Genomic DNA, 15,517 nt, shown 5'->3' on the forward strand with positions numbered 1-15,517 from the left:
AAGTAGTGAGTTTTGAATCCAACAATTACAGTTCGGTTAGTTTGGTTCTAATTCTGTTATTGATTTCAGTAATTTCCTGTATGGTTTTATTTGAAGCACTTAGTGTTACTTTATTTTGAATAATAGTTTTACCATTTTTCGATTTTAAACTTGAAGGTGTTTTTTTAACTTGTTCAATTTCTCTGAATTTAGCATCTAGTAGTTTTAAATCGGGTAAAATTTCGTTCACTTTTTTATTGTTACGATATTGACTTAATAGTCCAATTAAATTTTTAACTGAATGTTTTTGTTGGGCTATTAAGCCTATCATTTCTTTTTGCGGATCTTTTAAATCGATAATATTTGTTGCCAGATATAAGGTTTCAATCCAACCTCCAAATACAATTAAAGCAGCTGTTCCTCCCCGTTGATTTTCTTTTAAGTAGCTATCAGATTTTGTAAATGTTTCAGAAATAATGTTTAACAACGAATCCTGATTTTCAATATTTTCTTCTACCCTGCGGGCAGTGTATTTTTCCTGTTCTTCCGGTATTCCCAATTCTCGAGTAAATTTCTTTATTACGGCAAGATATCGGGCTGCGTCCTGAAATTGTTCGTAAATTCGGATATAACTTAAATCGGCACCGTATATTCCTATATTAATTGCAATATCAGCTTGTGATAAATAGTTGTCTGCATTATTTACCGAATTCATTAAATCTGGCTGGTATGGCAGCTTCATTTTTTTCATTATTTCGGTAACTTCTATAGGACTAGGAACATTGTAAAAAAGATTCTTAACCGTTCCAAACTTTTGAGGTTGAGCTGTATTTATAGCCGACTCTCTTTCATTTGCAGGTTTGCTATTTTGACAAGCATAACTTAAAAGTGAATTAATAAAAATCAGTATGAAACAGATTATTCTGAATGAGTATTTAAACATAATAAATAGATTTTCTCTTTTGAATAGATTTGTAAGAAACTTAAAGTTATACTTTTACCTATAATAAGCAAACAAAAAAACAATATATTACCACATCTGTAAAAAACACTCAAAATCTGGAAACAAATGATCCTTTAGACCGTAAACGGTAAGTTAATTAAAAGGAAAATGTCATGAGAATTGGAATATTAATTGGTCGCATTGGTGGAGTTGATGGTGTTGCATTGGAAACAGAAAAATGGATTAAGGTATTTCGAAAAATGGGACACGAAGTGTTTACTTTATCGGGACAATTTGAAGAGAGAAAACTAGATCCTGATTTTGAAACTTTGGTTCCTGAAATGTCATTTTTCTCTCCAGAAGGTTTTTGGGGACAAAAAAAAGCCTTTCATTTTCCAGACAATAATCTATCGGAATTATTAGAGCATATCCATTTTTATGCTGATTTAATTGGTGATAAGATTATAAATTGGGCAAGAGAGCATAAAATTGAGGTTTTGGTTTCTGAGAATGCTTCTGCTTTACCTGCTCATCTGGAAATGGGTTTAGGAATTAAAAAGGCAATTTCTATTCTTGGAATTCCTACTATAACTCATGACCATGATTTTTACTGGGAGCGAGGGGATAGATATTTATCACTTTATCCAGAGGTGAATAAAATTGTAGAAGAAAATTTTCCTTTGCGCTTGCCGAATGTATTTCATGCCGTTATTAATACTTATGGGAAAGATACATTGACAGAACGATTTAATAGAAATTCAATTGTTGTTCCAAACGTTATGAATTTTGATTTGCCTTTTGGAGAAATTAATGAAACCAATATCAATTTGAAACGGAATATTGGACTTCAAAAGGAAGATTATATTCTTGCACAGGTTACACGTATTGTTCGAAGGAAAGGGATTGAAACGGCAATTCGACTGATACATATGTTGGATGATTCCAGAGCAAAATTGGTCATTACTGGAAATCATTCCGATGATGAGGGTAATATGTACTACAATGAATTAATTGACCTGATTCACGAATTGAAATTGGAAGGTCAGGTAATGTTTTCATCACACATTATAAAGAACAATAGAAGACAAATTGAAGGAAGTAAAGCGTATTCTTTGTCGGATGCTTATGCGCATGCTAAAGCAAGTACTTATTTTAGTACTTATGAGGGATTTGGGAATGCTTTTATCGAATCAGTATTAGGTAAGTGCCCAATTTTTGTAAATAATTATAAACCTGTTTATTGGCCAGATATTGGTAGTAAAGGGTTTAGAACAGTTATGCTTGAAAACAATGAGATTACAGATCAGGCTTTGGCTGAAATGAAAGAGATTCTTCATAACGAAAAACTAAATCGCGAGATTGGAGAGTTTAATTACGAACTTGGTAGAAAGTATTTCTCTTTCAGTACTTTAGAAGAAAAACTAACAGAGTTATTAGATTTGGCTGTAAAATATAGAGGATAAACCAAATTGGTTTAAATTAGTATTTTTAATGAACTATCTGGAGTGAAGCGTTGAAGCTTAAAATCAATACCACTTAATAAATTTAAACCTGGCTTTTTCCCTATTTCAATACTTCCTAAGTCAGAATCAAGACGAAGATGTTTTGCCGGATTTAAACTTCCCCATTTTAATAGTTCTTCAAATTCAATTTGAGGATATTTTTCTTGAAGGTATTTCATCTCATCAAATACAGAGAGTAATTTGTGCGTTTGCAATGATCCGGTACCAATACAGAAGCGACTATTATTTTTAGCAATATTTTTGATGAATTTAACTGTGTGTTGATTGATAAGAACTGGCGAGTGATCTTTTTCATCGACAGTATTCAAAGATGCTTTCAAATCAAATTTAAAGTTTTCAACGCCTACATTCCTAAATTGAATTTTTGATTTTGCTTTTAAATTTTCATTAGTAGCAGTAGGATAAAAATCAGCTGCTCCTTTGGTTCCAAATGCTTCTAAATGATTGATACCTCTTTGAACAGAATTTGTATCTGGAAGCAAACTAGATGTTTTAAGTTTTAAACTTTCAGCAAAATTATCTTCTATGCAATCTAAAAAGTCATGTATTGTGAATATACTCCAGGATAACATACAAAAAGCATCTACAAATCCGGGAACTATAATTCCACCGTAAAATTCTAAATTCTGAATTTCTTTTAACTGTCCCTTGGTATCAATTAAGTCAACAATACGATTATCATTATCAAGAACTATAATGCCATTTTTAAGTGGTTTTGAACTTAAAGGAAAGACGTAATTTGCAGTTACCTTTCTCATCTTTTTATTTCTTTAAGACTTTGAAAGTTTAAATGACGATCAATTTCACGCTCCAATTCAAGACTATCTGGTTTTATTTCGGGATTGTATATTTTAATGTTTTTTATTTCATAGTCTTGTGTAAATTGTTGCAAATCATTGTCCCAGGAAAATATATTCCCTTTTAATGTAGTGTAGGTAGTGTCGGGATATTCAAGTTGTATGGAATAATTTCTAAAAATAGAGTCTCGAGTAATTTTCAATGGCTCAAAATGAACTTCTTGAGGTCCGTTTAATGTGTCATTTTTCCAGAATGAAGCAGTCATCTGAGGATTCTCAGACTGATCTTTTGAGAAGATTCGAATATCTGCAGAAACTGTATAAATTCCTTTTTGATTTACAAGAATAGAAAAATCGAATTGTGGTTTGCCATTTTTTGGAACTATGTAATGTGTCTTTTTTCTCCACAAATTAACGGTGTCTTGTTCTAACTTTGCATTTTTAATGTCAATACGATATTGAGTCTCCAATCGATTTAGAGAATCAATTACAACATCATAAATTTTGGTGAAGTTATTTGCGTTATCGGCATAATAAGCAATGCAAGAATCGAATTCCGCTTTGTTTAAGTTGTATTTTTTATAAATAGAATTGTAGTAATAGCTAGGTCGGTGATTATTTCCTGATCGATAAATGTTTTGAGCAGATAAAATTCCGTCAGCCATATGAATGTCAATCAATAGCTTTGTGAATTCCTCTTTATTTAGTTTTGGTTTCTCTTTTTTCGTTTCGGTGCATGAAATGAAAAATACCGTAAATACAATACTTACAATCAGAAAGAATTTATTCATCGAAAATTTGCTTTGTTAATATAGTACAAAGATAAGAAATGGAATGGTAAAGATTAATTTTGGATATGCTTAGATCGATTTTTTAATTTTTTTATACAATTCAGAGGCAAATACGAAATTGTTTAAATCCTTATTATCGGTATCAAAAATTTCACTTTTATGACCTTGCCAAGCTTTGAATCCTTTACTTATAAATAAGATATTCTCACCAATTTCCATAACCGAGTTCATATCGTGAGTATTTATAATAGTGGTGATATTAAATTCTTTGGTAATTTCCTGTATTAAATTGTCAATAACTATTGCAGTAACCGGATCTAAACCTGAATTTGGTTCATCGCAAAATAAATATTTAGGATTTAATGCAATTGCTCTGGCTATGGCAACTCGTTTTTGCATACCACCACTAATTTCGGATGGATACAAGTGATTGGCATTTTTAATATCAACCCGGTTTAAACAGAAATTGACTCTATCTTGTTTTTCACTTTTTGACATATCCGAAAACATATCAAGTGGAAACAACACATTCTGTTCTACATTTAAAGAATCAAAAAGTGCACCACCCTGAAAAACCATTCCCATTTCTTTTCTGATATCCTTTCTGCTTCTTAGGTTTAATTTTGTAAAATCGCGATCATTGTAAAATATTCCGCCAGAATCGACTTCATGCAGTCCTATAATAGATTTTAATAAAACGGTTTTTCCAGATCCACTCTGACCAATTATTAAGTTGGTTTTACCTTCTTCAAAAGTTATGGAGATATCATTAAGGACTTTTTTGTCATCAAATGATTTATTTACCTTATCTAGTTTAATCATTTTAAGAGAATTTGGGTAAGAATAACGTTAGCAAGAAGAATTAGAATACTACTATTTACAACAGCTTTAGTACTTGCTTTACCAACCTCTAAAGCTCCTCCTTTTACGTAATATCCATAATAGGAAGGAACTGCAGTAATTATAAATGCGAAAACAATTGTTTTAATCAATGAATAGGAAATATAGTAAGGAATAAAACCGAATTGGGTACCATAAATAAATTCGGATAAGGGAACTGTACCTGTAAGATAACTTGCCGTTAATCCTCCTAAAATTCCCACAAATACACTTAAAACATATAAAAATGGATTAATGAAAACTGCAGCGACAATTTTAGGTAAAATTAAATAACTGGCCGAATTGATTCCCATTATTTCCAAAGCATCAATTTGTTCGGTAACTCTCATTGATCCAATTTCAGAGGCAATATTAGATCCAACTTTACCAGCTAAAATTAAGCCAACAATTGTGGATGAAAATTCCAGAATCATTGACTCTCTCGTTGTATATCCAACCAAATAATCAGGTAAAAAAGGATTCATTAAATTGTATGCGGTTTGCAAGGCAATTACAGCTCCCATAAAAAGAGAAATGATCACAACAATACCAATAGAATTGATACCTAACTTGTGTATTTCTCGAATTATTTGGGTGAAAAATAATCTACCTTTTTCCGGTTTTGAAACTACTAAAATTAAGAATCTGGAGAATTTTCCTACGTGTTCAAACAAGTTCATATGTATTATTGTTTACGATAAAAATACAAATTATTTATTTACCTTTTTGAATCTAATATTCTTCTAAGTAAAAGCATTTCTCTTTTTGATTTGTTTTTAGATTTCAGTATTTTAGAATATCTTATTTTTATCTGCATATCATTAAAAATCAATATGGATACTAACAATTATTGTGTAATCATGGCAGGCGGAGTTGGATCTCGCTTCTGGCCTTTAAGTAAAAACTTACGTCCAAAACAATTTCTTGATATTTTAGGTACTGGAAAAACTTTAATACGTCACACTTTTGAAAGGTTTGCTTCTGTTTGTCCGGTTGAGAACTTTTTGGTAGTAACCAATGCGATTTATAAGGATTTGGTATTAGAGCAAATTCCAGAAATGAAGGAAGATCAGGTTTTATTAGAACCTTTAAGAAGAAATACAGCACCATGTATTGCTTATGCCAACTTTAAAATTCTTAAAAGAAATCCTAATGCTTCAATAATTGTTACACCTGCAGATCATCTCATTTTAAATGAAGTGAAATTTATTGATGTAATTAAGGAAGGAATTCAATTTGTTAAGGATGATAATAAATTATTGACTTTAGGAATGAAGCCTTCACGTCCGGAAACTGGATATGGATATATTCAGGTTGGCAAGAAACCAAATGGAGGTGAAGTAGACATATTACCGGTTAAAACTTTTACGGAGAAACCTCATTTAGACCTGGCTAAGATTTTTTATGAATCTGGTGAGTTTTTCTGGAATTCAGGTATTTTTATTTGGTCTTTAGATGCTATTCAAGAATCATTTGGTAAATTTTTACCAGATGTGAATTCTCTTTTTGATTCGATTTTGAGTGACCTGGACACTGACAAAGAACAAGAAGCCATTGATAAGATTTATCCGGAATGTCAGAACATTTCAATAGATTATGGTATTCTTGAAAAATCGGATAATGTATTCGTTTACTGTACAGAGTTTGGTTGGTCAGATCTAGGAACCTGGGGTTCTATGTATGAGCATTCGTCTAAGGATAATAATCAAAATGCAATTCAGGGTGAGAATGTAATGATATACGAATCGAAGGATTGTTTGATTAATGCAAAAGACAAAAAACTAGTTGTTGTTCAAGGTTTGAAAGATTACATCGTAGTTGATACGGATAAAACTTTACTGATTTGTAGAAAGAGAGACGAACAGGAAATAAGAAAAATTGTGAACGATGTAAAAATTACCAAAGGAGAAGAGTTTATTTAGTACGAACTTATTTATAAAAGAAAAGGACCTCATTGAGGTCCTTTTTTTATTTTATAGAGTTTTTATTAGTACTCCCAAAGATCGTGTTCGTAAGTGAAAATATCGTTCTTAATTCTCTCAGCTTCAAGCATAGAATTAATACCTACTGTATATTCACTGATACCTCTGTTGTTGTGAACGTTTGATATTTGAGTAATAAAGCTTGCAAATTTTCTTTTCATGAAAAGATCATCAAATGAATAGCGCGCAGCATCATTGTATGGATTAAATACTTCGTGAGTTGCAAGCAATTGTCTTGCTTCAGGAAAATAAATCCAGAACAATTGTTTTTGCTGAATTCCATCCATGGCAGTATCGCCATCTTTAATGTATTCACGAATAGGGCAAATTCCAATAATTCGAACTTGCATAGTTGATGTTTGCTTATCGAAAAACCATTGTTCTTTTACCATATAACGTTTAACGTCATCGGTGTGCATTTCACCAGCAAGAATTTTTTCTTCTAATTCTCCAGTTAATCTGTTACGTTGCATAATGGTATCCGCCTGAGCATCAAATTTTGTTTGAATTTGCTCTAAGGTCATTGGCATTTTAAACTCATCATCATTGGTGTCGTAAGCTGTTAAACCTTCGTTTTCGATACCATACATCAACAAATCAATCAAGCTGTATCGATCATCCTGAGGAGAGGTTGGATAATACATTGGAAGGTTCATTTTTTCTCTTAAATCAACTATCCTCCATACCAACTTCGACCACATAACATCCGATTCTCGAATGTTTGAAAATGGAATCGGCTTACGATTTTTGATATGATTCTTAGTGTAAACACTAGTTGCATTTGTTTGAGCCGACACATTTGCGGTACAAAACAAGGCAAGACCAATAATTAGTAATAAGCTTCTTTTCATCGTATGTAAATTTTATTACTCTATTCTAAAGACAATTGCAGGTAGGTTTCTGGTAACACCATCGGGACCTACCGCCCTAATATCTTCAATATATACTTTTTGATTTCTCTTTAAATTTCGGAACATTCCAATCTGATCTTGTGTGAACATGTCAGAACGTGATGCTTGATCAACAGTAAAACCTTTTTGAATTGCAGATACCGTAAATCCTGTAATCTTAAATTCTAAATCAAAGTCGAAATTATCCATTACAGCATCAACACCCGTTTGAGCCAAAAGTAAATTTCTTTTGATCTTTCCACCACTCTTTTCTGCAATTTTAGCAACAGGATCTGGAATAGGTTTCACACGAAAATCAACAGTTCGTAAGGGTCTCCACTCTCCATCAAAATTGGCTTCAACACTAACTTTAGTATCTCTGAATGCAACTTTAGGTTGAGCAATGTAATCATTACCACGTTGTAATAATTTACCATTGGTCATAGTTGCTCTAATTCTATCTGAAGTAAAACCTGGAGCAGAGATGCTAACCGGATTATCAACTCCAACGTAGAATACATTCATCTTGGTTGGTGAAACAACAACGTTTGGTTCTGCTACGGTATATTCAGCTTTAAATTCACGTTTAATATCTTGTCCAGAAGGGGTTTTAAAAGTTAGAAAACCGCCCCATTTATGGGTGCCAAGCTTATTCGCTTTGGTTTTGAATACACCTCTTCTTTTTTTGTTAAAACTCTTATTACTAAGTTGTCCGACACCATTTATCAAAATCGTAGGATTTTGGGTTGTATCTACAGCAGCTAAAAAGATTTCTGCTTCATATGTATCTCCTTTGAGCACATAACTAGATTTAGCGATAACTTCAGCTTTCAAATCATTAAATTTAAATGATTCAGCTTCGATCTGGTTAAGAAGATAATTAACCACATCAGATTCGGTATTTCGAACATCTACCTGCATTTTAGATAACAGAGTGATCGCTCCAATTAAAGGTGTGTGAGAAAACTGTTTTGATTCCCAAGAATAATTAGGATCACCAGGTTTTGCCTTTTCCGGATCTTTAGTATTTAATGTTTCAAGAATAGCATGTCTTAAAGAAGAATCTTTTACTGCAACATTTGCCAAAACAAGATCTCTATAGGTGTTTATAGCTTTTTTTAACTGCTTACCTTTTTTTCCAACAATCATTACCTCTGGTGGAATATCAAGATTATCCTTGCTCTTAATATCATTTAGATCGTATTCCGGTCCATCAGCTTTCTCTACTATTCGTTCTTTTAATTCTTGCATATAGGCATAAAGAGAATCCGATTGTACTCTAATTTTCTGCGCTTGTTCCCAAGATTCTCTTACCTTTCTTTCATTGGCTTGTAAAGCCATATCAAATTTAGTGTAAGTAGCTTTTGTTTTTTCTTCAAAAGTCTCAATGGTTTTCGATAAACCATTATCAATAATTGTAAAAGCATCCAGTACTTCATTCGATACATTTATCGCCAACATTGCTGTCAGAAATAAATACATCATTCCAATCATCTTTTGCCGTGGCGTTTCTTTACAATTCGTTGCTCCCATTTCAGCTCAGCTTGATTGTTAGACTAGTTCTTTTTCTTATGATCCATTGCACTTAACATGTTACCATAGATGGTATTCAGTGCAGATAGATTTGTATTCAATTGCTCTGTTTCTTTGCGATACGTTTGAGCATTGTCTAGAGTTGCTGTTAGCGTCTGAAGAACTTTATCTAAATCTTGATGTAGATTTTTGGCATTATCCATTTGCTGATTGCTCTCTTTCAATTGTAACTCGTAAATCGCATTCAACGAAGAAAGATTTTTATTCATCGACTCCATTGAAGAATTGTAGTTGCTACTGTTTTCAGTAATCTTACCGAAATCAGTTTGAAGCGATTGATCAATTTTTTGATATGAGTTCAATAAATTATCTCCCGACTCGTTTACTTTACCTGCAAAATCTTTTCCTGAATTCTCAATTGTTGAAGCTGTATCTTCGTAGGATGCACTTAACTTTTGAGCTGAATCAGAAAGTTGTTGAGTTGAATCAACATATTTACCAGAAAATTCTCCTACCGATTCAGATGCCTTTTGCATGCTTTGAATGTAACCATCAGTCGCATCAGAAGCTGCCGATAGGTTAGATAAACTTTCGGTAGCATTGGTTAATTTTGCCAAGCCTTGACTTAAGTGAGAAAGTTTATCTGGCTCAACACTAATTTTCTCAAGTAATTGCTGTAATTGCTCAAGTCCTTCAACTTGAACTCCTCCACCTTTTACCATTTGTTCTTTAGGTTCCAGACCAATTAACTCAGGATAAACCAAACTCCAGTCTGGTTGCTCGTGTGGTGGTTCGAAAGCAGAAAAGAAGAAGATGATAGCTTCTACTGACATACCTAGAGTTAAAAGTTCACCAGCATAAGGATAATGTTGTATTTTAAAAAGAGCACCAATCAGTACAACGGAAGCTCCCCATCCATACACATACCCCATCATTTTTTTCCACTTTGGTGATTGTACAAGTTCTGTAATATTCATGTCGGATTTATTGAAAAAGGTCTTAAAATAAATAGTTTACTGGTAGATTATCTACCTAAATGAGTTCTTACACAGCGGAAACCGATATACGATTTAGCAGTATCCTGATATTCGTATGTTCTGGTTGCGCATTGCAAATAGTAACCAATGTCTTTCCATGATCCACCTCTGATCACTTTTCTCTTCAATGCTGGAGGATCGTCCGGAAGGGCATTGTATTCGTAATTCGGATTCATATCGTGTGTGAAAGAATAAGCTGATTCATCATATGCGCCAGAAGTCCATTCTGCAACGTTACCTGCCATATCATACAAACCAAATTCATTTGGCTCGTAGCTACCTACAGGAAGTGTTACTAAACCACCATCATCAACATAGTTACCACGTAAAGGTTTAAAGTTGGCTAGGAAACATCCTTGATCATTTCTTGTGTAAGGACCTCCCCATGGATACATATTTTGTGCAATACCACCGCGAGCAGCATATTCCCACTCCGATTCGGTTGGTAAGCGGTAATCTTGTACAGGGTAATCACCTTCTTGTTTTAATGCTGAATTGTGAAAACGTGTTCTCCAAATTGAGAAAGCTGTTGCTTGTTTCCATGAAACTCCAACAACAGGATACTCATCGTAACCAGGATGCCAAAAATACTGCTTGGTCCATGGATCATTATATGAGTAAGTAAAATCCTGAATCCAACACAAAGTGTCAGGGTAAATATTTAATGCTTCTTTCATGATAAAAGAAGATCTGTCTTCAATTTGTTTTCTACCACCTTTGTAGTCGTCGACCATACCTTCGTATTCGCCAGTTTCGTAGTTGTAACGATTCGATTTTTTTGCAGCTTGTTGCAAATCAACCCATTCGTACTGATACTTCAGTTTACGTGTATCAATTTCTTTGTTACGGAAAAAGCGCTCGTGCTCTGGTAAATACATTTCTTCCAGAATTTCAACGTATTCTTCATCGTTCCACTCTAGTCTCTCTTCCCAATTAATAAAAGGAGGATCGATAGGGTTTCCGTTGTCATCTTCGGCAATTAAAAACTCTTCGAACTGCTGTCCTAATAGTTGTCGGGCGATTGAATCGCGCACCCAATATACAAACTGACGATATTCATTGTTGGTAATTTCAGTTTCATCCATCCAAAAAGATTCAACAGAAACAGTTTTAGCTGTTGCATTTAGTGCCCATGCTACATCTTGATCGTTAGGTCCCATGGTAAAACTTCCTCTTGGAATTTGTACCATTCCATAAGGTTTAGGCTCAAACCATTTACCTCTCTGACCTGCACCAACAAGTTCTCCATTCCCGGTGCGGCTCCCGCAACTGGATAAGAACAACAAAACAATTACACAAAGTGTTGTAAGTAGTTTATTCATAGTGGTTTTGTAAATTGTGCTAAAGCACAGATTTTTAGTGTTTTTTATAAAAATCGAATACTCTTATATTTTTGATTTCGGCGTTCTAATTTAGTGTTGAATCGATACATCAAAAGAAATTCATGTGATCCTTTTGCAATTTTTGAAGTTGAAACATCATACGCATATCCAATTTGAATTCCATTATTGAATAATACGCCCATCATTCCAACTACTGCATCATCAACTCTATAAGAAACGCCTCCCCAAATCTTTTTATTGTATCTAATTAAACTGTTTATATCAATTTGTGAAACAACAGCATCTGTTTTATAAAAAGCAGATGGTATTACTTCCCAGCTTTCATCTAGCTTTAGAGTGTATCCAGCAGTGACATAATAATGTCTTGCCAAATATGTTTCTACCGATTCATTATATGAAACTGTAGGCTCTGTGACATGCGATACGGAAGCACCGGCATAAAAGTTATCGCTTTGGTAAAAAATTCCTAATCCAGGATCAAAAATCATTTTGCCTTCATCGATAGTTGCTGCTCCCATGTCTTCAATTACAGAGGTGTAATCATCTCCTTCTCCATCTGGAACATACCATTCTCCTTTTAATGCATTGTTCTGCACTCCAACACTAATTCCAAAATGTAAAGAACCATTATTTATTTTTTTTTGATACGCATAGCTAAATCGTATCCCGGTATTTTTTTCAAAACCTAATTCGTCTCGAATAATACTTAAGCCAATACCATGTGTTAAACCTGCAAAACGTACAGGAGTAGTGAGATTTACAACTGTCGTAACAGGTGCATTATCAAAGCCAACCCATTGTTGTCTGTTAATAGCAGATACAACAATATCCTTCTCGACACTAGCATAGGCTGGGTTAACTGAGAGGATATTAAACATATTTTGACTGAACTGTGGGTCTTGTTGTGCCCTCATTACCAGGGCAGAACAAAAAAACATTATGAAGAAAATTATTCTTTTCATGAATCACTTTATGGTTCAGTATTATTCAAAAACTGTGAGGAGTAAAGTAAATAAAAATATATATTCCTTACAAGTTTTATCAGAGGTTCAGGCTCTTTTATCAACAATTTTCATTAATCTACTTTATAAATATTTTTTTAGATTAAAATATTAAATTAAATAAACATTTGCTATAACTCTTTTAATAGCAATATTCTTTCTCTAAATATCGTAATTCTTATTTACGTCATTTTTTACATTTTGTTAATAGATTTTCTTCTTTTTCAATTTAGATTAACAATAATTAGAATTGTATTAAGATGCATTAATATAGAAAAGGCAATAAAAAAGGGCTGTACATGAATTTGTACAGCCCTTAAACTTTTTTGAAAAATTTTATTTTTTTGCCTTTTTGGCAGTTGCAGTTTTTTTCTTAGTCGTAGTAGACTTCTTTTTCGTCGTTGTTTTTTTAGCAGTCGCCTTCTTTGCAGTTGCTTTTTTAGTTGTTTTCTTTTTCGGACCATCCTTAATGATCTTCATACAATCTTCGAAGCTTAATGCTTTTGGATCCTCAATATCCTTAGCCAAACGATAATTTTCTTTTTGGTAAGCAATATAAGGTCCCCAGCGACCATTTAAGATTTGAAGGTCAGGATCCTCGTCGAAACCTTTAATGAATTTCTCTCGATCTTTCTTTCTTTTTTCTTCAATTAATTCAATTGCCCGTGGCAAATCAATCTCCATTGGATCATCTACATCTTTCTTAAGAGAGGCGAATTTACCATCGTGACGAACGTATGGACCGAACCTTCCAATTGCAACTACGACTTTTTTATCTTCATATAAACCTAAATCGCGAGGTAATTTGAATAGGTCAATTGCCTCTTCAAGGGTAATGGTCTCTAAATGTTGACCAGTACGAAGGCTAGCGAATTTTGGAGGTTCGGCTTCTTTGTCTTCCGGAGTTTCTCCTAATTGTGCCATTGGACCGTATCTTCCTATACGAACCAAAATTACTTTACCGGTTTTAGGATCTTCCCCTAATATTCTTTCTCCTGTTGATCTTTCTGAATGTTCTAGTGTTTGCTCAACATTCTCGTGGAATGGATTGTAGAATTTACCGATCATTTCATGCCAAATCAGTTTACCTAAGGCGATATCATCAAACTCTTTTTCTACATCAGCAGTAAAATTGTAGTTCATGATATTTGTGAAATGCTCATTTAAGAAATCGGTAACTACCATTCCGATATCTGTAGGGAAAAGTTTCTTTTTCTCAGCACCAGTGATTTGAGATTTCACATCTTCGGTAAGAGTGTTTTCTTTTAAATTAATCACTTCGTACTTTCTTTCTACTCCATCTCTTGATTCTTTCACTACATATCCACGATTTTGAACTGTAGTAATTGTTGGAGCATAAGTAGATGGACGACCGATACCAAGTTCTTCTAATTTCTTAACCAAACTTGCCTCGGTAAATCTTGCAGGACGATAAGTAAAGTTTTGAGTAGCATTTAGAAAATCTTCTTCAACAGGATCGTTTACTTTTACTTTTGGTAATAGTGTATCCTCTTGCTTGCCGTTATCATCGTCGGTAGATTCCAGATATACTTTTAAGAATCCATCGAATTTTACCATTTCACCACTAGCAACAAATTCCTCACTATTAGTTGAGGCACCAATTTTAATATTGGTTTTTTCCAGCTTAGCATCACTCATTTGTGATGCAATGGTTCTTTTCCAAATTAAGTTGTACAAACGGATCTCATTAGATTCTCCGTTAATTACCTCTTTGTTCAGATATGTTGGACGAATCGCCTCGTGAGCCTCTTGAGCTCCTTTATTTTTGGTTTGGTATTTTCTGATTTTTACATACTCAGAACCATGACGCTTGGTGATTTCCTCTTTAGCTGCTGATAATGCAGTATCAGATAAATTCACCGAGTCAGTTCTCATGTAGGTAATGTTTCCTGCTTCGTACAAACGCTGAGCAACAGTCATGGTTTGTGAAACAGAAAAACCTAATTTTCTACTTGCCTCTTGTTGTAAAGTTGAGGTAGTAAATGGAGCTGCAGGTTTACGAGTTGAAGGTTTTTTCTCAATTTCGTTAATCTTATAATCTGCATTTTTACAACTTTCAAGAAACTTTAAAGTTTCTTCTTTAGTAGAAAATCGTTTTGGATACTCAGCTTTTAGAGTTTTTTGAGTTCCGTTTTCTTCAGTTACAATAAAGTTGGCAACAATTTTATAAAAACTTTCAGACTTGAAAGCAATAATTTCTCTTTCACGCTCTACAATTAATCGAACGGCTACTGATTGAACACGACCCGCAGAAAGTTGTGGTTTCACCTTTTTCCATAAAACAGGAGAAATTTCAAAACCTACCAATCGATCTAAAATTCTTCGTGCTTGCTGTGCATTTACTAAATTGTCATCGATATCGCGTGGCGTTTCGATAGCATTTAGAATAGCATCTTTTGTAATTTCATGGAAAACAATACGCTTGGTATTCTCTTTTTTAAGCTTTAAAACTTCAAAAAGGTGCCATGCAATAGCTTCTCCCTCGCGGTCTTCATCGGATGCGATCCAGACAGTCTTGGCTTCTTTCGCCAACTTTTTAAGTTCTGTAACTACCTTTTTCTTATCGGTAGATACGATATATTTTGGTGTGAAATTATTCTTAATATCAATTCCAAAATCCTTTTTTTCCAAATCCCGAATGTGCCCAAAGCTTGACTTTACCAAGAAATCTTTACCAAGAAATTTCTCGATTGTTTTTGCTTTTGCAGGGGACTCGACTATTACTAAATTCTCTACCATCTCGTATCTTTGCTTTGGAAAGTTAAGGTTAAAATTTTTTGCAAAGTAAAACAATAAGC

At 33.6% G+C, this 15,517-nt stretch carries 13 protein-coding genes; 2 read left to right on the plus strand and 11 right to left on the minus strand.

Annotated elements, in window-relative coordinates; genetic code table 11:
* Nucleotides 1–25: 25 nt before the first annotated feature.
* On the minus strand, nt 26–922 hold the full coding sequence (locus GCQ56_RS13685) for a hypothetical protein (protein WP_152735043.1): 897 nt from the start codon (nt 920–922) through the stop codon (nt 26–28).
* 173 nt (nt 923–1,095) lie between these two features.
* Here GCQ56_RS13685 and GCQ56_RS13690 point away from each other — a divergent pair, with 173 nt between their 5' ends.
* Nucleotides 1,096–2,385: a glycosyltransferase family 4 protein gene (locus tag GCQ56_RS13690; protein WP_152735044.1), complete on the plus strand. Its 1,290-nt coding sequence runs from the start codon at nt 1,096–1,098 to the stop codon at nt 2,383–2,385.
* An 11-nt stretch (nt 2,386–2,396) separates the two neighbouring features.
* On the opposite strand, the gene GCQ56_RS13695 is transcribed toward GCQ56_RS13690, so the two are convergent.
* The 4 genes from GCQ56_RS13695 to GCQ56_RS13710 all read right to left on the minus strand — a co-directional run bounded on the left by GCQ56_RS13695 (nt 2,397) and on the right by GCQ56_RS13710 (nt 5,592).
* Nucleotides 2,397–3,203, minus strand: coding sequence for an amidohydrolase family protein (locus GCQ56_RS13695; protein WP_152735045.1), 807 nt, complete (start codon nt 3,201–3,203; stop codon nt 2,397–2,399).
* On the minus strand, nt 3,200–4,033 hold the full coding sequence (locus GCQ56_RS13700; RefSeq protein ID WP_152735046.1) for a DUF4296 domain-containing protein: 834 nt from the start codon (nt 4,031–4,033) through the stop codon (nt 3,200–3,202). The genes GCQ56_RS13695 and GCQ56_RS13700 overlap by 4 nt, the downstream gene beginning before the upstream one ends.
* Before the next feature lie 69 nt (nt 4,034–4,102).
* Nucleotides 4,103–4,855, minus strand: coding sequence for an ABC transporter ATP-binding protein (locus tag GCQ56_RS13705; protein ID WP_152735047.1), 753 nt, complete (start codon nt 4,853–4,855; stop codon nt 4,103–4,105).
* Nucleotides 4,852–5,592 carry an ABC transporter permease gene (locus GCQ56_RS13710; RefSeq protein ID WP_152735048.1) on the minus strand — a complete coding sequence of 247 codons (741 nt, stop codon included), beginning with the start codon at nt 5,590–5,592 and terminating at the stop codon, nt 4,852–4,854. The genes GCQ56_RS13705 and GCQ56_RS13710 overlap by 4 nt, the downstream gene beginning before the upstream one ends.
* Before the next feature lie 153 nt (nt 5,593–5,745).
* On the opposite strand from GCQ56_RS13710, the gene GCQ56_RS13715 reads away from it, so the two are divergent.
* Nucleotides 5,746–6,834 carry a mannose-1-phosphate guanylyltransferase gene (locus GCQ56_RS13715; protein ID WP_152735049.1) on the plus strand — a complete coding sequence of 363 codons (1,089 nt, stop codon included), beginning with the start codon at nt 5,746–5,748 and terminating at the stop codon, nt 6,832–6,834.
* A gap of 65 nt (nt 6,835–6,899) precedes the next feature.
* On the opposite strand, the gene gldN is transcribed toward GCQ56_RS13715, so the two are convergent.
* From gldN to topA, 6 genes are all read right to left on the minus strand, one after another.
* Nucleotides 6,900–7,745 (minus strand): gliding motility protein GldN, encoded by an 846-nt coding sequence (gene gldN / locus GCQ56_RS13720; RefSeq protein ID WP_152735050.1) that lies wholly within the window; start codon nt 7,743–7,745, stop codon nt 6,900–6,902.
* Between the two features lie 15 nt (nt 7,746–7,760).
* A complete protein-coding gene (gene gldM, locus GCQ56_RS13725) occupies nt 7,761–9,317 on the minus strand; it encodes a gliding motility protein GldM (RefSeq protein WP_152735051.1) in 1,557 nt (518 codons plus the stop codon).
* 23 nt (nt 9,318–9,340) lie between these two features.
* Nucleotides 9,341–10,294: a gliding motility protein GldL gene (gene gldL / locus GCQ56_RS13730; protein ID WP_152735052.1), complete on the minus strand. Its 954-nt coding sequence runs from the start codon at nt 10,292–10,294 to the stop codon at nt 9,341–9,343.
* 47 nt (nt 10,295–10,341) lie between these two features.
* Complete coding sequence (locus tag GCQ56_RS13735; RefSeq protein WP_152735053.1) at nt 10,342–11,676, minus strand: SUMF1/EgtB/PvdO family nonheme iron enzyme; 1,335 nt, start codon at nt 11,674–11,676, stop codon at nt 10,342–10,344.
* Nucleotides 11,677–11,720: 44 nt separating this feature from the next.
* Nucleotides 11,721–12,659 (minus strand): type IX secretion system membrane protein PorP/SprF, encoded by a 939-nt coding sequence (locus GCQ56_RS13740; RefSeq protein WP_152735054.1) that lies wholly within the window; start codon nt 12,657–12,659, stop codon nt 11,721–11,723.
* A gap of 375 nt (nt 12,660–13,034) precedes the next feature.
* Nucleotides 13,035–15,458, minus strand: coding sequence for a type I DNA topoisomerase (gene topA / locus GCQ56_RS13745; protein WP_152735055.1), 2,424 nt, complete (start codon nt 15,456–15,458; stop codon nt 13,035–13,037).
* Between the last annotated feature and the right edge of the window lie 59 nt (nt 15,459–15,517).

It is taken from the genome of Marinifilum sp. N1E240, assembly GCF_009295825.1.
GTDB classification, from domain to species: Bacteria; Bacteroidota; Bacteroidia; order Bacteroidales; family Marinifilaceae; genus Marinifilum_A; species Marinifilum_A sediminis.

What these genes read in the sequence shown, in the direction of transcription:
- topA (WP_152735055.1), bottom strand. Translation starts at nt 15,458, where the DNA reads ATGGTAGAGAATTTAGTAATAGTCGAGTCCCCTGCAAAAGCAAAAACA.
- GCQ56_RS13705 (WP_152735047.1), bottom strand. Translation starts at nt 4,855, where the DNA reads ATGATTAAACTAGATAAGGTAAATAAATCATTTGATGACAAAAAAGTC.
- GCQ56_RS13710 (WP_152735048.1), bottom strand. Translation starts at nt 5,592, where the DNA reads ATGAACTTGTTTGAACACGTAGGAAAATTCTCCAGATTCTTAATTTTA.
- GCQ56_RS13690 (WP_152735044.1), top strand. Translation starts at nt 1,096, where the DNA reads ATGAGAATTGGAATATTAATTGGTCGCATTGGTGGAGTTGATGGTGTT.
- gldM (WP_152735051.1), bottom strand. Translation starts at nt 9,317, where the DNA reads ATGGGAGCAACGAATTGTAAAGAAACGCCACGGCAAAAGATGATTGGA.
- GCQ56_RS13700 (WP_152735046.1), bottom strand. Translation starts at nt 4,033, where the DNA reads ATGAATAAATTCTTTCTGATTGTAAGTATTGTATTTACGGTATTTTTC.
- GCQ56_RS13735 (WP_152735053.1), bottom strand. Translation starts at nt 11,676, where the DNA reads ATGAATAAACTACTTACAACACTTTGTGTAATTGTTTTGTTGTTCTTA.
- GCQ56_RS13695 (WP_152735045.1), bottom strand. Translation starts at nt 3,203, where the DNA reads ATGAGAAAGGTAACTGCAAATTACGTCTTTCCTTTAAGTTCAAAACCA.
- gldL (WP_152735052.1), bottom strand. Translation starts at nt 10,294, where the DNA reads ATGAATATTACAGAACTTGTACAATCACCAAAGTGGAAAAAAATGATG.
- GCQ56_RS13715 (WP_152735049.1), top strand. Translation starts at nt 5,746, where the DNA reads ATGGATACTAACAATTATTGTGTAATCATGGCAGGCGGAGTTGGATCT.
- GCQ56_RS13685 (WP_152735043.1), bottom strand. Translation starts at nt 922, where the DNA reads ATGTTTAAATACTCATTCAGAATAATCTGTTTCATACTGATTTTTATT.
- gldN (WP_152735050.1), bottom strand. Translation starts at nt 7,745, where the DNA reads ATGAAAAGAAGCTTATTACTAATTATTGGTCTTGCCTTGTTTTGTACC.
- GCQ56_RS13740 (WP_152735054.1), bottom strand. Translation starts at nt 12,659, where the DNA reads ATGAAAAGAATAATTTTCTTCATAATGTTTTTTTGTTCTGCCCTGGTA.